Annotated in this window: 16 protein-coding genes and 2 tRNA genes; 10 read left to right on the top strand and 8 right to left on the bottom strand. The window is 65.1% G+C overall.

The features are described from left to right. Nucleotides 1-9: 9 nt before the first annotated feature. From PSAL_RS12550 to petA, 3 genes are read right to left on the bottom strand one after another with little or no spacing between them, the layout of a single operon-like run. Entirely contained in the window at nucleotides 10-795 is a 786-nt protein-coding gene (locus tag PSAL_RS12550; RefSeq protein WP_119840972.1) for a cytochrome c1, read from the bottom strand. Nucleotides 796-812: 17 nt separating this feature from the next. Then, entirely contained in the window at nucleotides 813-2,132 is a 1,320-nt protein-coding gene (petB, locus tag PSAL_RS12545; protein WP_119840971.1) for a cytochrome b, read from the bottom strand. Nucleotides 2,133-2,143: 11 nt separating this feature from the next. After that, nucleotides 2,144-2,725, bottom strand: a complete 582-nt coding sequence (petA, locus tag PSAL_RS12540; RefSeq protein WP_119840970.1) for a ubiquinol-cytochrome c reductase iron-sulfur subunit — start codon at nucleotides 2,723-2,725, stop codon at nucleotides 2,144-2,146. Nucleotides 2,726-2,953: 228 nt separating this feature from the next. On the opposite strand from petA, the gene PSAL_RS12535 reads away from it, so the two are divergent. Next, entirely contained in the window at nucleotides 2,954-3,628 is a 675-nt protein-coding gene (locus tag PSAL_RS12535) for an outer membrane protein (protein ID WP_119840969.1), read from the top strand. A gap of 61 nt (nucleotides 3,629-3,689) precedes the next feature. On the opposite strand, the gene PSAL_RS12530 is transcribed toward PSAL_RS12535, so the two are convergent. From PSAL_RS12530 to dapF, 3 genes are all read right to left on the bottom strand, one after another. Continuing rightward, a complete protein-coding gene (locus PSAL_RS12530; RefSeq protein ID WP_119840968.1) occupies nucleotides 3,690-4,313 on the bottom strand; it encodes a glutathione S-transferase family protein in 624 nt (207 codons plus the stop codon). Between the two features lie 171 nt (nucleotides 4,314-4,484). Then, nucleotides 4,485-5,738 (bottom strand): tRNA (N(6)-L-threonylcarbamoyladenosine(37)-C(2))-methylthiotransferase MtaB, encoded by a 1,254-nt coding sequence (gene mtaB / locus PSAL_RS12525; RefSeq protein WP_119840967.1) that lies wholly within the window; start codon nucleotides 5,736-5,738, stop codon nucleotides 4,485-4,487. Nucleotide 5,739: 1 nt separating this feature from the next. Beyond that, nucleotides 5,740-6,573, bottom strand: coding sequence for a diaminopimelate epimerase (gene dapF, locus PSAL_RS12520; protein ID WP_119840966.1), 834 nt, complete (start codon nucleotides 6,571-6,573; stop codon nucleotides 5,740-5,742). Between the two features lie 138 nt (nucleotides 6,574-6,711). On the opposite strand from dapF, the gene PSAL_RS12515 reads away from it, so the two are divergent. The 5 genes from PSAL_RS12515 (at nucleotide 6,712) to PSAL_RS12495 (ending at nucleotide 12,626) form a co-directional block, all read left to right on the top strand. Next, nucleotides 6,712-6,787, top strand: a tRNA-Lys gene (locus PSAL_RS12515). Nucleotides 6,788-7,658: 871 nt separating this feature from the next. Further along, a complete protein-coding gene (locus PSAL_RS12510; RefSeq protein ID WP_119840965.1) occupies nucleotides 7,659-9,020 on the top strand; it encodes an ABC transporter substrate-binding protein in 1,362 nt (453 codons plus the stop codon). Between the two features lie 28 nt (nucleotides 9,021-9,048). Next, the gene (locus tag PSAL_RS12505) at nucleotides 9,049-10,329 is read left to right on the top strand and encodes a carbohydrate ABC transporter permease (protein ID WP_119840964.1); all 1,281 of its coding nucleotides are present in this window, start codon (nucleotides 9,049-9,051) and stop codon (nucleotides 10,327-10,329) included. A 34-nt stretch (nucleotides 10,330-10,363) separates the two neighbouring features. Continuing rightward, nucleotides 10,364-11,572 (top strand): carbohydrate ABC transporter permease, encoded by a 1,209-nt coding sequence (locus PSAL_RS12500; protein ID WP_119840963.1) that lies wholly within the window; start codon nucleotides 10,364-10,366, stop codon nucleotides 11,570-11,572. A 7-nt stretch (nucleotides 11,573-11,579) separates the two neighbouring features. Further along, entirely contained in the window at nucleotides 11,580-12,626 is a 1,047-nt protein-coding gene (locus PSAL_RS12495) for an ABC transporter ATP-binding protein (RefSeq protein ID WP_119840962.1), read from the top strand. 161 nt (nucleotides 12,627-12,787) lie between these two features. Here PSAL_RS12495 and PSAL_RS12490 read toward each other — a convergent pair. Next, nucleotides 12,788-12,864 (bottom strand) — tRNA-Met (locus PSAL_RS12490). A gap of 169 nt (nucleotides 12,865-13,033) precedes the next feature. On the opposite strand from PSAL_RS12490, the gene PSAL_RS12485 reads away from it, so the two are divergent. The 4 genes from PSAL_RS12485 to PSAL_RS12470 all read left to right on the top strand — a co-directional run bounded on the left by PSAL_RS12485 (nucleotide 13,034) and on the right by PSAL_RS12470 (nucleotide 19,591). Then, the gene (locus PSAL_RS12485) at nucleotides 13,034-14,440 is read left to right on the top strand and encodes an FAD-binding oxidoreductase (protein WP_119840961.1); all 1,407 of its coding nucleotides are present in this window, start codon (nucleotides 13,034-13,036) and stop codon (nucleotides 14,438-14,440) included. A gap of 279 nt (nucleotides 14,441-14,719) precedes the next feature. Then, nucleotides 14,720-15,475, top strand: coding sequence for an HNH endonuclease (locus PSAL_RS12480; RefSeq protein WP_231388512.1), 756 nt, complete (start codon nucleotides 14,720-14,722; stop codon nucleotides 15,473-15,475). 200 nt (nucleotides 15,476-15,675) lie between these two features. Continuing rightward, the gene (locus tag PSAL_RS12475) at nucleotides 15,676-18,576 is read left to right on the top strand and encodes an error-prone DNA polymerase (protein WP_119840960.1); all 2,901 of its coding nucleotides are present in this window, start codon (nucleotides 15,676-15,678) and stop codon (nucleotides 18,574-18,576) included. A 286-nt stretch (nucleotides 18,577-18,862) separates the two neighbouring features. Further along, on the top strand, nucleotides 18,863-19,591 hold the full coding sequence (locus PSAL_RS12470) for a bestrophin-like domain (protein WP_119840959.1): 729 nt from the start codon (nucleotides 18,863-18,865) through the stop codon (nucleotides 19,589-19,591). Nucleotides 19,592-19,669: 78 nt separating this feature from the next. On the opposite strand, the gene PSAL_RS12465 is transcribed toward PSAL_RS12470, so the two are convergent. Continuing rightward, nucleotides 19,670-20,257 (bottom strand): PqiC family protein, encoded by a 588-nt coding sequence (locus PSAL_RS12465; RefSeq protein WP_231388511.1) that lies wholly within the window; start codon nucleotides 20,255-20,257, stop codon nucleotides 19,670-19,672.

Raw genomic sequence — 20,257 nt, 5'->3', positions numbered from 1 at the left:
TGAACCGGGTCAGGCTTCCTTGTGCTTGATCGGCTTCCAGATCCGCTTGTTCGTCAGGTACAGCAGAACCGACAGCAGGATCAGGAAGGATACCGCGACGAAGCCCGCATGTTTACGCGCCATCATCTTGGGTTCGGCAGCCCACATCAGGAAGGCGGCCACGTCTTCGGATTCGTGATGAAGCTCGTTGGAATGGCCGTCGTCGAATTCGAGATCCTCACCGACCAGGGGCGGCGGCATGGCGATCCACCCGGTCGAGAAGGCGGTGTTCTCGTAATAGGTGACGCCGGCCTGTTCACGGGTCTCGCCCGTGTAGGAGGTCATCAGCGCGGCGATGTATTCCGCACCGCCGATGCCCTTCAGGAACTGGTTGATACCGGTGCCCGCAGGACCGTGGAAGGCAGCACGCCCCTTGGCCATCAGGCTGAGGTCCGGTGCATTGTCCAGCGCCGAGACGGGGAAGTGGTCGTTGGGCGTTGCCGGACGGTAATCGTCCAGCTCTGCATCGAAGACCTCGTACTGGCTCGCGAAGGCGCGAACCTGGTCCTCGGGCAGATGCGGCCCGCCTTCGTCCCCCAGCGTCCGGATCGGCACATAGCGCAGGCCATGGCAGGCCGCGCAGACCTCGGTATAGACCTTCAGGCCACGTTGCAGCTGGTTCTGATCGTAGGACCCGAAAGGCCCTTCGAACGAGAAGTCCGTGTCGTGGATATGCACCTCGTCCCCGGCGGCCTGAGCCGCACCGGCGCCCAGGCCCAGGGCCAGGAGGGCAGAGAGAGAGAGTTTCTTGAACATGGGTCTCTGTCCTTTCCTCATTCGGCCGGCGTCTTGGGGCCGTAGTGCGAGTCGAAGTCTTCTTCGATTGTCGCGGGGGGGGTATCGGGTTTTTCAAGCACGCCGAGCAGCGGCAGGATCACGAAGAAATAGGCGAACCAATAGGTGGCCCCGATCAGCGAGATCGTCGAGTAGGGCGGTTCCGCAGGCATGGCGCCGGCCCACATCAGCACGACGAAGTCGATGGCCAACAGGGCGAACCACCACTTGAACATCGGCCGGTAGCGGCCCGAACGGACCCGGCTGGTGTCCAGCCAGGGCACCAGGGCCATGGCCAGGATCGCGCCGAACATCGCCAGGACACCGAAGAACTTGGCGTCCACGATGCCGCCTGTGATCCAGTTGAAGAACATCACGACCCAAACATCCGCCGTGAAGGCCCGCAGGATCGCGTAGAACGGCAGGTAGTACCATTCCGGAACAATATGCGCAGGCGTCGCCAGCGGGTTGGCTTCGATGTAGTTGTCGGGGTGGCCGAGGTAGTTCGGCATGAAGCCGACGATGGCAAAGAAGATGGCCAGCACGACCACAAGGGCGAAGAAGTCCTTGATCACGAAGTAAGGCCAGAAGGGCAGCGTGTCCTTCTTGGCCTCGGCCTTCGAGCCGCGGCGCACTTCGACACCCGTGGGGTTGTTGTTGCCGGTGGTGTGGAAGGCCCAGATGTGGACGATCACCAGCCCGGCAATGACGAAGGGCAGCAGGTAGTGCAGCGAGAAGAAGCGGTTGAGCGTCGCGTTATCGACCGCCGGTCCGCCAAGCAGCCAGGTCTGCAGCGCCTCGCCCACGAAGGGAATTGCGCCGAACAGGCCGGTGATCACGGTCGCACCCCAGAAGGACATCTGACCCCAGGGCAGAACGTAACCCATGAAGCCGGTGGCCATCATCAGCAGGTAGATGATCATCCCGATGATCCAGGTGATCTCGCGCGGGGCCTTGTAGGACCCGTAGTAGAGACCGCGGAAAATGTGCAGGTACACGGCGAAGAAGAACAGCGACGCGCCGTTGGCGTGCATGTAACGCAGGAAGTGGCCGCCGTTCACGTCGCGCATGATATGCTCGACCGAGGCAAAGGCCAGGTCCACGTGGGGGGTGTAATGCATCACCAGCACGATGCCGGTGACGATCTGCAACACCAGGCAGAAGGCCAGGACGATGCCCCAGATCCACATCCAGTTCAGGTTCTTGGGTGTGGGGATCATGATCGTGCCGTGGAGCAGACCGAGGATGGGCAGACGGCTTTCTACCCAGGTCTCGGCCTTGGTCTTCGGTTCGTAATGGTCGTGCGGAATTCCGGCCATGTCTTGCTCCCTCAGCCCAAGATGATTTCCGTGGGGCCGTCAAAGGCCGCCAGCGGAATGTGCAGGTTCTCGGGCGCCGGGCCCTTCCGGATCCGTCCGGCCGTATCGTAATGCGACCCGTGGCAGGGGCAGAACCAGCCGCCAAAGTCGCCGGCTTCGCCAAGCGGCACGCAGCCGAGGTGCGTACAGACGCCCAGCATCACCAGCCAGGGGCTGTCGGCGCCTTCTTCCATGTCGGGGGTGATGAGACCGCGGTTCTCGTCCGTGGCCTCGGCCCCGATCGAGAGGTTCTCGTTGCGGGCGTCGACATCGGGCAGATCGGTGATCGGCACGGCCTTGGCCTCTTCGATCTCTTCTGCGGTGCGGTAGCGGATGAAGACCGGCTTGCCGCGCCACTTGACGGTCAGCTGGGTGCCTTCTTCGACGCCCGCGACATCGACGCGGATCGACGACATCGCCTGGACATCGGCCGAGGGGTTCATCTGGTTGACCAGCGGCCAGACGGCCGCCCCGGTTGCCACGGCACCTGCGCCAGCGGTCGCGTAAAAGAGGAAGTCTCTTCGGGTGCCTTCGTGATCGTCTGCGTGGGACACGAACTTTGCTCCATTTTCAGGCCGCCGGTGCGGCCGCGTAACGGTTCGGGGCCGCGTCGAGGTAGCAGCCTTTCAGAACCGGTGTTTAGCGGGCGGGATCAATCAGGTCCAGCATACAATCACAGAACGAGCACAGGGGTGCGAATCTGTCGCGCTTGAGGCTCGGGCGACACAGGTGTATGCCTGCTGGTAACGCTTTCTGTTTCCAAGTCCTTCCGGAGTTGTCCAATGGCAACCATCAAGACCCTTTCCCGTGTTTCCGCAGCGGCCGTCACCCTTGCGGCGGGACTTGCTGCCGCCCCGGCCCTGGCCGAGGTGGAACTGAACTTTTACAGTGGTTATCAAACGGCCCCGCATAGCCGGATCAACGGGACCTCGCCTTCGACGGGCGGGTTCTCCGAGCTGATCGGCTGGGAAGGCAAAAGCTTTTCCGCGCCGCCCTATTACGGTCTGCGTGCCACCTGGTGGCGTGATGGGGATTGGGGATTCGGGGCCGAGTTCAGCCACAACAAGATCTATGCCAACGCAGACGACATGGCTGCGGCCGGGTTCGAACGTCTGGAATTCACCGACGGGCTGAACATCCTGACCGTGAACGCGACGCGGCGCTGGCAGGATGCCTGGGGCGGGTTCACCCCCTATGTCGGCGGCGGTGTCGGCGTGGCGATTCCCCATGTCGAGGTGACGGCCGTCGGTGGGCCGTCGACCTTCGGCTACCAGATGACCGGTCCCGCGGCGCGGTTCACGGCCGGCGCCTCTTATGCGCTGAACGAGCGCTGGTCGGTTTTCGGGGAATACCAGTTCACCTGGTCCGACAATTCGGCGGAACTGGATGGCGGCGGCAGCCTCGACACCACGATCTACACCAACGCGCTGAACGTGGGGCTTGGCTTCCGCTTCTGAAGCGCAGCAATCCCGGTAAGGACAGGGCCCGCCAATGGCGGGCCTTTCGCGTTTCCGGGGGTTACTCGGGTCGGGTGGCGACCATCGCGTCGCGTTCGGCAAAGGTGGCGTACCAGCGGGCAAGGGTCGGAGCCTCGTCCCGCCAGCCACGCGCGCCATGGCGCATATCGAGGTACCCGAGTCCGCAGCCAAGCGCGATCTGGGCGGCGTCGAGCGGTGCCGCCAGTGCGGCCTGCCAGTCCTGGTCGATGCGCACCAGCGTGCGGATCACCTTGCGCCACTGGGCTTCGACCCAATCGTGGAAGATCATCTCGGGCGGGCGGAAGCGGTGCTCGTAGGCCATGGTCAGCGCGGCCTCCATGACGCCGTCGGCCATGGCTTCCAGGGTCAGCACGTCCCAGATCCGGTCCTGCGGGTAAAGGTCTGTCCCCGACAGGTCCGCGAGGTAGCGGGTTATGACCCGGCTGTCGCAGATCACGGGACCGTCGGGCCGCAGCAGGGCGGGCAGCTTGCCAAGCGGGTTGGCGGCGATCAGCATCGGGTCGGGTTTCAGCGCGGTGTTCGAGGCGTGCTGCAGGCCGACCTGATCCGTGAGGCCGCATTCCAGGATCGTCACCCGCACCTTGCGCGCGAAGGGCGAGGGGGGCGAGACGATGGCGGTAAGGGGCTTGGCGCTGTCGGGCATGGGGGTCCTTCACTCTGCGTTCCGGGGTGATTGCAAGGGCATGGCACCGTCCGCACCGGTTGGGGCAGAGCATGCCGGCGAGGTGCGGGAATGGCAATGGGGTCGGGGGGCTCTGCCCCCGTCGCTGGCGCGACTCCCCCGGGATATTTCCGACAGGGAAACATGGCGGGGTCAGGCGATGAGGTGGGTGTCCTGCCGGCCGGTGATCCGGGCCTGGACGATCTGGCCTTCGGGGAGGTCGCGGGTGAAGTGGACCTCGGTGAATTGCTCGGTCCGGCCCATGCGGGGGCTTTCCATGAGGATCGCGTGGTCGCGGCCCTGCTGGTCGGCGAGGTGGCGGGCGACCTGGGCGTCTCCGGCGGCGCGCAGGCGGGCGGCGCGGGACTTGACGGCCTTGCCGTTGACCGCGGGCATCCGGGCGGCGGGGGTGCCGGGGCGGGCCGAGTAGGGGAAGACGTGCAGCCAGGTGAGGTCGCAGTCTTCCACGAGGCGCAGGGAGTTGGTGAACATCGCTTCGGTTTCCGTGGGGAAGCCGGCGATGATGTCGGCGCCGAAGGTCATGTCGGGGCGCAGGCGGCGGGCCTCTTCGCAGAAGCGGATGGCGTCGTCGCGCAGGTGGCGGCGTTTCATCCGTTTCAGGATCATGTCGTCGCCCGCCTGCAGGCTGAGGTGCAGGTGCGGCATCAGGCGGGGTTCGGTCGCGATGGCCTGCATCAGCGCGTCATCGGCTTCGATCGAATCGATCGAGGAGATCCTCAGGCGGGGCACATCCGTCAGCTTGAGGATTCGCAGCACCAGGTCGCCGAGGCGCGGTGTGGCCGGAAGGTCGGCGCCCCAGGAGGTGAGGTCGACGCCGGTCAGCACGACTTCGTTGTAGCCCTGCTGCACGAGGCGCTTGATCTGGTCGACGACGACTCCGGCGGGGACCGAGCGGGAGTTGCCGCGGCCATAGGGGATGATGCAGAAGGTGCAGCGGTGGTCGCAGCCGTTCTGAACCTGGACATAGGCGCGCGACCGGGTGCCGAAGCCGTCGATCAGGTGGCCGGCGGTTTCCGTGACGGACATGATGTCGTCGACCATGACGCGTTCGGTCTGGCCGACGAAGTCGGGCCCGAGGGTCGTCCAGGTTTCCGGCTTCATCTTTTCGGAATTGCCGAGGATCAGGTCGACTTCTTCCATGGCGGCGAAGGTCTCGGGTTCGGTCTGGGCGGCACAGCCGGTGACGATGATGCGCGCCTCGGGGTTGTCGCGGCGCAGGCGGCGGATTTCCTGGCGCGCCTTGCGGACCGCTTCGGAGGTGACCGCGCAGGTGTTGACGATATGGGCGTCCGACAGGCCGGCGGCATCGGCCATGGCCTTCATCGCCTCGGTCTCATAGGCGTTCAGGCGGCAGCCGAGGGTGGTGAAACGCGGGGCTTCGCCCATCTCAGGCCTCCAGCAGCGCGGGCGACAGGATCGCGTCGAAGACATGGGCCGTCGGGCCGGTCATCCAGACGCCGTCATCGCGCCAGTCGAGCACCAGCCAGCCGCCATCCAGTTCCATCCGCACGCGGCGGTCGGTCAGATCGCGACGCACGGCGGCGACCAGCGTCGCGCAGGCGCCCGAGCCACAGGCCAGCGTCACACCGGTGCCGCGTTCCCAGACCCGCATGCGGATCTCGTCACGGGCGCGGACCTCGGCAAACTCGACATTGACCTGTTCCGGGAACAGCGGGTCGGTTTCGACCATCGGGCCTTTGGTCGTGACCGGGGCGGCATCGGCATCTTCGGCGAAGAAGACGCAATGGGGATTGCCCATGCCGACGGCGACCGGGTCGCCCGCCAGCGGAAGGTGCAGGGTGTCTGTCGGGACGGCCAGTGGGATCTCGGCCCAGTCGAGTTGCGGCTGGCCCATGTTCACGCTGACTTCGCCGGCCTCGACGCGGGCCTGCAGCAGGCCCCTTGCGGTTCGGATCGACAGGGCCTTCGCCCCGGTTTCGCCCATCACGAAGGCCGCGACACAGCGTGTGGCATTGCCGCAGGCCCCGGCGCGGCTGCCGTCGCTGTTCCAGAAGTCGAGCTCGATATCCGTATCCCGGCCAGCGCGAATCTCGGCCAGCTGATCGAAGCCGACACCGCGATTGCGGTCCCCCAGGGTGCGCGCCAGCGCGGGCGTGGTCACCGCCGCGCGCCGGGCGCGCGAGTCGATCACCACGAAGTCATTGCCCAACCCGTGCATCTTCATGAACGGCAGGCCTTGGGGGATATCCTTGATCTGCATTGCGGGGATATAGCGATTCCCGACTGCGTTGAAAAGGTGGGCCGGGCTTGCGTCGCCGGGTCATGCAACTTTTCTGTCATTCTTTTTCGGATTTCGTCTTGACCATGCCGCTGCCCCCCCTTAGACGGCGCATCGAGTGGGCCGTTAGCTCAGCTGGTAGAGCAACTGACTTTTAATCAGTAGGTCGATGGTTCGAACCCATCACGGCTCACCACACAACGACAAATCGCCTTGGTGGCAAGGATTTGACGTTGGATGTGGTGAAGTAATCCCGCAATCCCACCCAGAACGATTATCGGTAAAGCCGCCCGTCGGGCGCCCTGGCCGTCCGTTTGTGGCAAGAGGCCGCTGCGCGATCCGTTTTACGGTGTGGACCGGGTTTGTCCCGCAGATCGGGCCTGCCCCTGGGGGATGCCTGCCGAGTCAGCCTGCCTTTCGATTGCGGCCCATCAGTATTGTGACATTTCACAAAAACTTCTTGTTCTGCGGGCCGATTCAACCATAGGTTTACTCCTGTTCGTCCCGGTTTCTGTCCCATCGGTTTGTCTGCGGACGATTGGCCCTGACATTGTATCCCCACACGGTCAGGGCCACCCCTTACCCGGCATCGCTGCGGGCGCTTCTGTCAGGGATTCCAATGCTCTGATCGAAAGTTCCCCTAACGGCATCCGTGCACGGTCGCTACGCAAACGGCGTAAATGCGGGCATTGGTCGCGAATGGCGCACCATCGACCGCGCGCACTGCGACGGGGGCGGGCCGGCCGAAACGCGGCGGATACATGCCATTTCCCTTAAAAAGTTGCCCCCGGATCCACCGTGGGGCGAGCATTCCGGGACCCGATTCCCGGAGCGGCCTTTTTCATCAATGGGTTGACTTGTCGGTCTTCGGGGGCATCATTCCCGAAGCCGCCAGCCAAGATCCGGTTAAGGCCATCAGGCCAGCGGTCGGGATAAGAAGCAGGGAACTGCCCGCCCCGAGAGACGTTTTGCATAGCATTCCGGGGCCAGCCGCCCGTTTCGCGGGGCTGGCCGTGCCATTTTTATCGGGACGCTGCCAATAAAGTTCAGACGATCGGGAGGATCACATGATTGCATTCAGACCACGCGGCGCTCGCGCGTCCGCATTCCTCGGGACGGCCCTGGCGCTGTGCCTTGCACCGGCGGCCATGGCGCAGGACATGCGCTTCTGGACCACCGAGGAACAGCCCGAGCGGCTGGCCCGCCAGGAGCAGCTTGCCGCCGATTTCGAAGAGGCCACCGGCATCGCCGTCGAGGTCATTCCCGTGACCGAAAGCGAGCTGGGTACCCGCGCCACTGCGGCCTATGCCGCCGGCGACCTGCCCGACGTGATCTATCACACCCTGCAATATGCCCTGCCCTGGGCCGAAGCCGGTCTGCTGGATTCCGATGCCGCCACCGAGGTGGTCGAGGATCTGGGGATGGATACCTTCGCGCCCGGCGCGCTCGACATGGCGGCCTACGAAGGCGGTATCGCCTCGGTCCCGGTCGATGGCTGGACGCAGATGATCCTGTACCGCAAGGACCTGTTCGAGGAACACGATCTTGAGCCGCCCACGACTTATGCTGCCGTCACCGCGGCCGTCGAGGCGCTGAACAATCCGCCCGAGATGTACGGTTTCGTCGCCGCCACCAAGGTCGACGACAACTTCATGAGCCAGGTTCTGGAACATGTCTTCCTGGCCAACGGCGTCAGCCCGGTCGGCCCCGATGGGTTCCAGGAACTGGACGTCGAAAAGACGACCGAAGTGCTGGAATTCTACAAGACCATCGCGGATGCCTCCCCACCGGGAGACCTGTTCTGGAAGCAGTCGCGCGAAGTCTACTTTGCCGGCGATGCGGCGATGATCATCTGGTCGCCGTTCATCCTGGACGAGCTGGCCGGCCTGCGTGACAGCGCCCCGCCCACCATCAACGACGATCCGACCTCTTCGGATCTGGCGTCGAAAACCGGTATCGTGACCAACTTTGCCGGCCCGTCGAACCCTGATGGTGCTGCCTGGGCCGAGATGAACATGTTCGGGATCACCGCAGACGCGGATATCGACAACGCCATCGACTTCGTGAAGTTCTCGATGAGCGAGGGCTACATGAACACCCTGGCCATCGCGCCCGAAGGCAAGTTCCCGATCCGCGCGGGCACCGAAGAAGAGCCGACGAAATACGCCGATGGCTGGGCACAGCTTGACGTGGGTGTGGATCGCAAGGCGCCGCTGGGGGATCTCTACTCTGCCGACATGATCGACGAGATCGTCGGTGGTCTTGATGTGGCACAGCGATGGGGCGTCGAGGACGGCCAGCTGGGTCTGGCCTCCAAGATGGTCAACACCCAGGTCGTGAACCGCTACGTGCGTGAATATATCGATGGCGCGATCTCTGCAGAAGACGCCGTTGCCAAAATGAACGACGAATTGTCCAAGGTCCAATAATGACGCACTTCACTTCCGGGGGCGGGGCATGAGCTCCGCCCCCTCTGTCCCCTCTCGCCCGACCGACGCAGGCCAGGCACAAGCGGTCCCGCCAAGGGGCCGTGGCCCGCTGGCCCGGCGCGAGGCACGTCTGGCCTGGCAATTGCTGCTGCCGACGCTCATGGCGGTGTCGCTTGTGGTGATCCTGCCGCTGCTGGCGATCTTCTGGATCTCCTTCAAGCCGGTGACCCTTGCGGACCTGCGTCCGCCCGCACCGGTGCTGCGCGAAAGCCTGCGTGGCGAAGGCGACGAGATGCGGGTCGAATACCGGCTGCGCAATTCTTCTCGTGACCAGCTGATCACCGGCGTGACCCTGACGGATACACTGCCCGACTCCCTGTCCCTGCGCGGTGAGCCCGAGGCCCCCTGCGTTGTCGAGGGCCGCGACATTACCTGCGAATTCGGGGATATCGAGGGCGGGTTCCGCAGCACGGTCGCGATCCCCGTGACCGGCTCGGGCGACCCGGACGTGCTGGAAGAGGACGCCGAAGGCTCCGAACCCGGCATCACCGGATCGGCGCCCAACATCCTGACCAACTTCGATTTCACGCTGGAAAACTTTGCTCGCATCTTCAATGGCTCTGAGTTCTGGGGCGTCCTGGGCGTGACGCTGTTCTATACCTTCTTCGGCACCGCCGGCGCGCTGATCGTCGGGCTGTTCGCCGCCATGCTGCTGGATCGCAGCTTCAAGGGGCAGGGCATCCTGCGGGGTCTTTACCTTTTCCCCTACGTGGCGCCGGTCATCGCGGTGGCCTTCACCTGGGTGACATTGTTCGATCCCTTCTCGGGCTCGGCCAATGCGCTGCTGCTCCGCATGGGGGTCACCCATCAGGCGATCAACTTCTTCGGGGAAAAGCCGCTGGCCCTCGTCATGGTCACCCTGTTCGAGGTCTGGCGATATTTCCCGCTGTCCTTCCTGTTCATCCTGGCCCGAATGCAAAGCATCGACACCGACATGTACGAAGCCGCGGACATGGATGGCGCCTCGCCGTTCCAGAAATTCCGCTACCTGTCGATGCCGCAGCTTCTGGGGATCCTGTCGGTCCTGTTCCTGCTGCGCTTCATCTGGACCTTCAACAAGTTCGACGACATCTTCCTGCTGACCGGTGGCAATGCCGGGACCCGCGTGCTGACGGTGAATGTCTATGAACAGGCCTTTGCGGTGTCCAACATCGGTGCCGGTGCCGCCGTGGCCGTGGTGATCTTTGCCTGCCTCGTGATGTTCAGCGTCTTCTTCTTCCGCGTCATGAGCCGCGAGGAGGGGTTGTGAACTGCCTGTCCAATACCCCGAAAGGAGCCTGCTCATGCAAAGCGTGAAAACCGGCGACGTGACCGGTGCCCTGCTTGGCATGCTCTGGTCGCTGATCGTCGCCATCACCGTTGCCGTCGCGATGAGCTTTGCCACCGGCGATGGCTTTCGCCCCGGCCTGATCGGCTTGCTGATCGCCGGGCTTGTCTGCGGTGGCACGGCGACCCGGCTCGGGTCCGGCTGGATGACCGTGGCGCTTGCCGTCGTGCTGGTAGCGGTGCTGACAGCAATCGGCCTGCCCGTCATCGTCAGTGAAACGACGATGCTGCCACTGGTCGTGATGATCCTGTTGGCCGGGCTGTCGCTGGGGCTGGGGATGGCCAAGATCATGGGCGGCATGCCCTCCGGTGCGCTGACCCGGCATCAGTTCGAGGCCGCGATCATCCGTTTCCTCACCGGCTTCGGCTATGTCTTCTTTACCGCGATTGTCATCATCCCCTTCTACGTGATGGTGATGACCAGCCTGAAAAGCCAACAGGCGCTGTTGCAGAACCCGCTGGACTTCAGTCTGGACCTGTCGCGGGGCTGGGACCTGTTCCGCAGCTATTACGAGCTGATGACCCAGTACAATTTCGGCAGCTACCTCTGGACCAGCTTCTATGTCTCGGTGCTGACCGTGTTCATAACCCTGGCCTTCTCGATCCCCGGCGCCTACGCGGTGGCACGGCTGCGCTTCCGGGGGCGGTCCACGTTCTCGCGCTCCGTGCTGCTGATCTACATGGTGCCGATGATCGTCCTGGCGCTGCCGATCTACATCGGGTTCTCGATGCTGGGCCTGCGCAACACCCTGTTCGGCATCGTGCTGATCTATCCGGTGACAACGATCCCCGTGGCGCTCTACATGCTGCAGGGGTATTTCCGCGGCCTGCCGGCCGAGGTCGAGGAAGCCGGCCTGATGGATGGCCTGTCGCGCCTTGCGGTGATCTGGAAGATCACCCTGCCGCTGTCGCTTCCGGCACTGGCCAGCGTGTCGCTCTATGTCTTCATGATCGCCTGGAACGAATTCCTGCTGGCCTTCATGCTGCTGGACGACCCGTCGAAATTCACCCTGACACGGGGGATCGCCAGCCTGAATTCCTCGGAAATCCCGCGCCAGCACCTGATGGCCGGGGCCGTGATCGCGACCGTGCCGATCATGGCGCTGTTCCTTGGGCTGGAAAGATTCATGACACGCGGGCTTACCGCGGGCTCTGTTAAAGGATGACGACGCAATGAGTGCGATTACCCTGAAGAATGTCGAAAAATGGTATGGCCCGGTGCAGGTCATCAAGGGCATCGACCTCGAGGTCGCGCCGGGCGAATTCGTGGTCTTTGTCGGCCCCTCGGGCTGTGGCAAGTCGACCCTGCTTCGGATGATCGGCGGGCTTGAGGAAATCAGCCGCGGAGAGTTGCTGATCGATGGCCGCAACGCCACCTCCGAAGCGCCCAGCCAGCGTGGCTTGTCGATGGTGTTCCAAAGCTATGCGCTTTACCCGCATATGTCGGTGGCCGAGAACATGGGCTTTTCCCTGAAGACCGCCGGTGCCCCGAAATCCGAGATCGACGCCAAGGTCGGTGCCGCCGCCGAGGTGCTGAAGCTCGACCCGCTGCTGGAACGCCGCCCCAAGGACCTGTCCGGCGGACAGCGTCAGCGGGTGGCCATCGGCCGGTCCATCGTGCGGGACCCCACGGCCTTCCTGTTCGACGAACCGCTGTCGAATCTCGACGCTGCCCTGCGGGTCGAGATGCGCTACGAGATCGCCAAGCTGCACCAGCGGCTGCAAAAGGCGATGATCTACGTCACCCATGACCAGATCGAAGCCATGACCCTGGCGGATCGCATCGTCGTGCTGGACGCAGGCCGCATCGCCCAGGTCGGCACGCCGCGCGAATTGTACGAACGGCCCGCGAACCTCTTCGTGGCGCAGTTCATCGGCTCGCCCAAGATGAATGTCATGGAATGTTCCGTGGCGGGCGGGTCCTGGCAGGTGGAAGGCGGGCGCGGTGCGCCGGGCGCCCCGGCGGGGGCCGTGCATCTTGGCATCCGGCCCGAGCATATCTCGATCCTGCCCGCCGGGCAGGGGGCCTGTGACGGCGTGGTGGATGTCACCGAATACCTTGGCGCGGATACCTTCCTGGTGGTCGATTGCGGCCCCCTCGGGCGGCTGACCGTGCGGGTGATCGGGGATACGGATATCAACCCCGGCGACACCTGCGGGCTGGGCTTTGATACCGAATGGCTGTCCTTCTTTGACAGCGACGGTCAGGCTCTGCGCTAAGCCGGGGCGAGCAACGGACAACAGCGCGCGGGGCCTTGCCTCGCGCGTTTTTTCGTTTCCGGGGGCCTTGCTGGGCCCCGTGCTGGGCCCTCGGCGCAGACGGCCACGCGCAAGGCCCCGGTCGCTTGCCGGGCCGCATTCAAAAGTCTCGAGGGGGAATTTGGTAGCGGAGGAGGGACTTGAACCCCCGACACGCGGATTATGATTCCGCTGCTCTAACCAACTGAGCTACTCCGCCAAACCGTGGCGCTAGGTAGGGCAGCAGGAATGTGAGGTCAAGCAGAAAAACCGCCCCATCGGCTGCAATTCCGGGGGTGAAACGGGGATTGCCTTTTCACCGCTTGCGGCAGGCTCTAGACAGGCTCCGGCGCCATGCCGCTCTGCGCCCGCATAGGAAGGGAAATACCATGATCGACCGTCTTTCTGCCCTGCTTGGTCCGGCCCATGTGCTGACCGGGAAAGATGCGGAAGCCTATGGCTGGGACTGGGGTCACGGGTACTTCGCGCAACCCCTCGCGGTGGTGCGCCCGGCCTCCACGGCCGAGGTGTCGGCGGTAGTGCGGCTGGCCGATGAAACCGGCACCCCGGTGATTCCCCTGTCGGGGCGCACGGGTCTGGCCGGGGGCGGGCAGGGCGAAGGCGCTCTGGTGATCTCTCTGGAGCGGATGAACCGGATCCGTGAAATCCGCCCCGGTGCGCGTTCGGCGGTGGTCGAGGCCGGTGTGGTGCTTGCCCGGCTGCACGAGGCGGTCGGGGAACACGACCTGATCTTCCCGCTGATGTTCGGCGCGCGCGGCTCGGCTATGATCGGGGGGTGCCTGGCGACCAATGCCGGGGGCTCCAACGTGCTGCGCTACGGCAATACCCGCGACCTGGTGCTGGGGATCGAGGCGGTGCTGCCGAACGGCGAGGTGGTCGACCTGTTGCAGGACCTGCACAAGAACAACTCGGGCTACGACCTGCGCCACCTGCTGATCGGATCCGAAGGGACGCTGGGGATCATCACCGCGGCGGTGGTGCGGCTGCGCCCGCAGCCCGGCGCCTACGCCACCGCGATGCTGGGTATGGACAGCCTGGCCCCGGCGCTCGGCCTGCTGAACCGGGTGCAACAGGCCACGGGGGGCGCGGTCGAGGCCTTTGAGTACATGCCCGGCAGCTACATCGCCGATTATCTGGCCCTGCACCCCGAGGGGCGCGCGCCTTTCGAACAAAGCCACCCGGTGAACATACTGATCGAGATCGGGGCCCTTGCGCCGCGCGATTGCACGCCCGGCCCGGATGGCGTGGTTCCGATTGCCGGCTACCTCGAGGAAGTCCTGGGCGAGATGCTGGAAGCCGGCGAGATCACCGATGCGGTGATCGCCGGAACCGGGGCACAACGCGCGGCGCTCTGGGCGATCCGGGAAGCGGCCAGCGAGATCGCGGCGCAGCGCCACCCGATGTCGATCCTGGACGTGGCCGTTCCGCTGGATCGGGTCGGGGATTTCCTGACCCGCGCCGATGATGTGCTGGCATCGCTGGACCCCGGGGCCGGGACCTCGGTCGTGGCGCATCTGGGCGATGGCAACGTGCACTACACGATCTTCCCTTCCAGCAAGGATCCGATGGAAAAGGACCGCCTTGTGGAGGCGATCGAGGATGTCGTCGCCGATCTGCGTGGCGCCTTTTCGGCGGAACATGGCGTCGGAACGCACAAGTTGAACACCATGGCACGGCGCAAGGATCCGGGCGCCCTGACAGCGATGCGGGCGATCAAGGCGGCCCTCGATCCCAAGGGGATCATGAACCCCGGCAAGCTGCTGCCGCCGCAATAGGGGGCAGCGCCCCGGAGTATTTTCATTGGGGTGAAGGTGATGTGATGCCGTTTGCAGGCGGCCAATTCCGAAAATTCTGCTTGCCAATTCTGCCACGACCGCTTTCCTGGCTTCATGGCCAAGCTTGTGCTGATGCACCGCGCAGATTCCATCTACGAAGATGTGCCGGATGTGCGATATGATTTTCCGAAGACCTATCTGAAAGCCGCCCGCGAGGCAGTCGGTGATTGGGCGATCTATTATGAACCGGTCAAGGCCGGGCCGCGCGGTTACTTTGCCGTGGCGCGCATTCAGGAGATCATTCCGAAGCCGGGCGTTCAGGATCGTTTTATCGCCCTGATCGAGCCGGGGAGTTATCTGCGCTTTGATGTCGAAGTGCCGAGACTTCTGCAGGGCCGGCCGCTTGAAGCGGCTTTGCGCCATGCTGATGGCACACCGAAATCGGGTGGCGCGCAGCAATTGGCTATGCGGCGACTGCCGGACGAGGATTTTGCGCGGATCGTCAATATTGGGCTGCCGCAGAACCTGGAAAGGATCGAAGCCGCGCGATACAATCCAGACGCTTATGAAGTGGCGGAAGACGCGGCGATATTCGAACGCCCGGTCATCGAACGGCTGACCAACCGTCCTTACCGGGATGTCGCCTTTCGGCGGAAAGTCCGCGAAGCCTATGGCTATCGATGTGCCATTTCGGGGTTGCAGTTGCGGAATGGCGGGGGACGGCCGGAAGTCCAGGCGGCGCATATCCGTCCGGTGGCGCACAAGGGAAGTGATTCCGTTTCCAATGGTCTTGCGCTTTCGGGCACCTTGCACTGGATGTTCGATCGGGGCCTGATCTCGGTCGCTGAAGACCAGACGATCCTTGTGTCGCGCAACAAGGTTCCGGGAGAGGTGGTTGATCGCCTAATCATGCCGGACCTGAAGCTGTGCCTGCCGCAGGACAAGCGCGAGTGGCCGCATCCGGAAAACTTGCGCTGGCACCGCGAGAATGTCTTCGGCCAGTTCATTGCCGCCGAGCCGATGCCCTGGGGGTAGCCTGGCATCTTTGCCGGTCAGCGCATGTCTTCGTCTGTGTTGAGGCAGGAGTATTTCTGGCCAGATGACAGGGGAGCCTGCTCTGCGTCATCTGGCCGGAAATACTCCCGCCGGAGGCTCCTGAGCTATCCACCGGCGGGGCGAGGAGGTGATGGGTGACTCCCAAATGGAACAAAAGGTGAATATACTCGGGACTCACCATGATTGCCGAGCTTTGCATCACTTCCAACTTCACCTTTCTCACCGGGGCCTCGCACCCGGAGGAGTACCTTACCCGTGCCGCAGAGATAGAGATGACGGCGGTGGCGATTGGCGATGTGAATTCGGTGGCGGGGATCGTGCGGGCCCATGCGGCCGCACGCGAGATGGCGCGCCGGGCGGCCGAGCGGGCGCGGGACGAGGCGCGGGACGGGTTTACGGGCCCGCCAAAGCCGCCGGAACTGCCGGATCCGCCGGGATTGTCGCTGCCCCGGTTGCTGCCGGCGGCACGGCTGGTGCTGACCTGCGGGACCGAGGTCACGGCCCTGCCGGAACATCGGGCGGGCTGGGCGCGGCTTTGCCGGCTGTTGTCGCTTGGGCGTCAGCGCGCGCCCAAGGGGGAATGTCACCTGGGGCTGGAGGATCTGCTCGCGCCGGATGCGGTCGCCGGGCTGCGGCTGGTGCTGCATCCGCCACGGGTTCGGGCGGGGCAGCGCGGCGCGGGTGCCTGGTTGCCACGCGCGCGCGCCCTGACGCGCCGCCTTGGCGGGCAGATGCACCTGGTGCTGACCCCCGGCTATGACGGTGACGACCGGGTGCGCCTGGCCGCCCAGGCCGGGCTGGCGCGCCAGCTTGGTCTGCCGGTCATCGCCACCGCCGCCCCCCTGATGCACGACAGTCGCCGGCGCCGCATGGCGGATGTGCTGGCCGCCATCCGTCTTGGCACCACCGTGGCCGAGCTTGGCACCGAGGCGCAGGTGAACGCCGAGAACCGCCTGCGCTCGGGTGCGGAGTTGCGGGCGATCTTCCGCGATCACCCCGGCGCGGTCGAGGCCACCGCTGCTCTGGCCGACAACCTGCGCTTTTCTCTCGACGAGTTGCGCTACGAATACCCATCGGAAGTCGCGCCGGGGGAAACCCCCGCCGGACGTCTGGCCCGGTTGGCGGGCGAGGGGCTGCGCTGGCGCTATCCTCATGGCGCGCCCGAAAAGGTGCGCGCCATGCTGACCCATGAGCTCGACCTGATCGGGCGGCTGGGCTACGAGCCCTACTTCCTGACGGTCAATGACATCGTGGAGTTTGCCCGCTCGCAGGGGATCCTGTGTCAGGGACGGGGATCGGCGGCGAATTCGGTGGTCTGCTACTGCCTCGGGGTTACCTCGGTCTCGCCCGAGATCGGCACCATGGTCTTTGAACGCTTCGTGTCCGAGGCCCGCGACGAGCCGCCCGATATCGATGTCGATTTCGAACATGAGCGCCGCGAAGAGATCATCCAGTGGATCTACCAGCGCTATGGCCGCCATCGCGCGGGCCTGTGCGCCACGGTGATCCATTACCGCGGCAAGCGGGCCATCCGCGAGGTCGGCGCGGCCCTCGGCCTGTCCCGTGACACACTGGCGGCCCTGGCATCCCAGCTTTGGGGCCATGGCGGCGCGGCCAGTTTCGCCCCGGACCGCCTGCGCGAGGTCGGGCTGGATCCGAGCGACCACCGCCTGCGCCTGCTGGAATCCCTTGTCGCCGAGATCGAAGGCTTTCCCCGCCACCTGTCCCAGCATGTCGGCGGTTTCATCATCACCGAGGACCGCCTGGACGAACTGGTGCCGGTCGAGAACGCCACGATGGAGGACCGCACCGTCATCTGTTGGGACAAGGACGACATCGACACGCTGGGGATCCTCAAGGTCGATATCCTGGCGCTTGGCATGCTGTCCTGCCTGCGCCGGGCCTTCGCCCTGATGGCCGAGCATGAAAAGCAGTCCTTCGACCTCGCCAGCCTGCCGCCCGAGGATCCGGCGACCTACGACATGCTGTGCCGGGCCGACAGTATCGGCGTCTTTCAGGTCGAATCCCGCGCCCAGATGAATTTTCTTCCCCGGATGAAGCCGCGCTGTTTCTACGATCTGGTGATCGAGGTCGCCATCATCCGTCCGGGCCCGATCCAGGGCGACATGGTCCATCCCTATATCCGCCGCCGTAATGGCGAAGAGGCGGTGCAATTCCCCTCGGACGCGCTTGGCAGGGTGCTGGGCAAGACCCTCGGGGTGCCGCTGTTTCAGGAGCAGGCGATGCAGATTGCCATGATCGGCGCCGATTTCACCCCCGAAGAGGCCGACCGCCTGCGCCGGTCCCTTGCGACCTTCAAGAAGCACGGCAATATCTCGGATTTCCGGGGGCGGTTCCTGCGTGGCATGGCGCGGAACGGCTATGCCGCCGATTTCGCCGAACGCTGTTTTTCGCAGATCGAGGGCTTCGGCTCCTACGGTTTTCCCGAAAGCCACGCGGCCAGCTTTGCCCTGCTGGTCTATGCCAGCGCCTGGATCAAGCGCCACCACGCGGGGATTTTTGCCTGTGCGCTGCTGAATTCCCAGCCCATGGGGTTCTATGCCCCGGCCCAGATCGTCCGGGATGCCCGCGAACACGGGGTCGAGGTGTTGCCGGTGGACATCAATGCCTCCTACTGGGACAACACCATGGAACGCCGCGCCACCGGGGCGCTGGCCCTGCGCCTCGGGTTCCGCCAGATCAAGGGCCTGGCCGAGGAAGAGGCGCTTTGGCTGACCGGCGCGCGCGGCAATGGCTACCGGTCGGTCGAAGACGTCTGGCGCCGCGCCGGCACCGATCCGGCGCTGGTCACACGGCTGGCCGAGGCCGATGCCTTTGCCGGGCTCGGCCTCAGCCGCCGCACGGCCTTGTGGGAGGCCCGGGCGCTGCGCCGGGGTGGGGAGCTGCCGCTGTTTGCCGGGGACCTTGAGGGCGAAGGCCTGACCGAGGCGCAGGTGCTGCTGCCGCAAGCTTCGGAAACCGAGGAGATGGTCGAGGATTTCCTGGCCCTGCGCCTGTCGCTGCGCGCCCACCCCGTGGGCCTGTTGCGTGCAAGGCTGACGCCGGGGTGGAAGGTGTAAGGGGGGCATCGCGTAACCGGGCGCACCGACCCATTCGGCAGCGTTTCTTTCCTGCGACAGGGGGCCGCCAAGGCGCGCTTCGCCAAGACGGGAATATTGACAATCGACGCAACTATGACGTGATGATCCACAGGGTCCCTGCCTGCCCCGGCGGCAAGGCGGATTTCAAGGAGTTGAGCCGATTACCGAAACCATCGCTTCCCAGACGCTACCGTTCTGGCTTGCCATCCTTCTCGTCATCCTCTGCCTGCAGGGTGCGGCCTTTGCCGGCTTCTACTTTGGTCGGGTGGAACGGGGCTGGTTCCTGCGCGGCAATCGCGACATCGGCATGCCGGGCGAAGTGTCCCTTGGGGCGCTGTTGGCCCTGCTGGGGCTGCTGCTGGGCTTTACCTTCAGCGCGGCGCTGAACTGGCGCGAGGCCCGTGCCGCCGCAGCGGTCGAAGAAGCCGCCGCCCTGTCCACCGCCTTCCTGCGGGCCGACCTGCTGCCCGAGGACAGCGGGCGCGCCCTGCAGGAGGCCCTGCTGGCCTATGGGCGCACCCGCGTCGTTCCGACCGGGTTCCGCGCCACCGAGGCCAATGCCGAGGCCCTCGTGCGCCAGACCCTCGCCACCCAGGCCGCGCTCTGGCCCGCGCTTCACCGGACGCTCGGCCCTTCGGTCCCACCCCCGATCCAGAGCTTCGTGGCCGGGGGCGTCACCGATGTGCTGGATGCCCATACACGGCGCGTGGCGGTCGCGTCGAAATCGATTTCCACCGGGATCTGGACCTTGCTGATCTTCGCGGCCTCGTCGGGAGTGTTCATCGTCGGCAACCGCTCGGCCCTGTTGGGGCGGCCGCTCAGTTGGCGGACATTGGTCTTTTCAGTGGTGCTGACCAGCGTGCTGGTGACGATCGAGGATCTGGACCGGGCAACCGACGGCTTCACCATCGTGCCGCAGGATGCGCTGCGGACGGCGGTTGCGGACATGGATCGCGCGCTTAGCATCCCCGTCCCGGTGGTGATCGAAGACTAGTCACTGCCGCGCGCCACAGGACCGGGGCGGTCGCGTGATGCGCCGCCCCTTTCATGCCTTCACGCAGTCCGGGATGCCTCAGCGCAGCCCGTCGCGGGCGATACGCTGCGCCAGCGCCAGAACGGCGGCGCTGCGGGCATCGGCGATGGCGCCGGGGCCGCCGGGGGCCGCGACCGGGACCGAGATCATGAAGTCCGAAGACCGCCCGCTGCGGCCATCCCTGGGGGCCACGAAGAACTGGCCGGTCAGGCGGAAGGACCCGTCGCCCTCGGCCAGCATGGACTCGACCCGCACCAGAAGCTGCGCCTGGGCGTTGTCGTAGAAGGGCCAGGGTTCGGCCGCGATTTCGGCCCCGGTGATCTGGCGCAGCAGGCGCGACAGTTCCATGGTCACGGCACGGGTCGGTTCGTCCGCCCAGAGGACCGAGCGCGAGGAACTGATGCTGCCATCCGCCTGACGTTCGGGGATCTGACCGGAAGCCGCGTAATCGGGCAGCGAGACATCCTGCACCTCGACCGAGGTAAAGCGGCTGGGGATGCGCGCCGGCGCGGCGCTGGTGCCGGTGCCGGGAAAGACCGGCGCGGTATAGAGTTTTTCGCTGGCGCAGCCCGCCAGCACGAGGCCGCAAAGCAGGATAGTGGCGGATCTTGGCAGGGGTCTCATCAT

The organism is Pseudooceanicola algae (assembly GCF_003590145.2).
Classification (GTDB): domain Bacteria; phylum Pseudomonadota; class Alphaproteobacteria; order Rhodobacterales; family Rhodobacteraceae; genus Pseudooceanicola; species Pseudooceanicola algae.
Note: the sequence above shows the minus strand (reverse complement) of the source record. Positions and strands in the feature narration are given on the sequence as shown.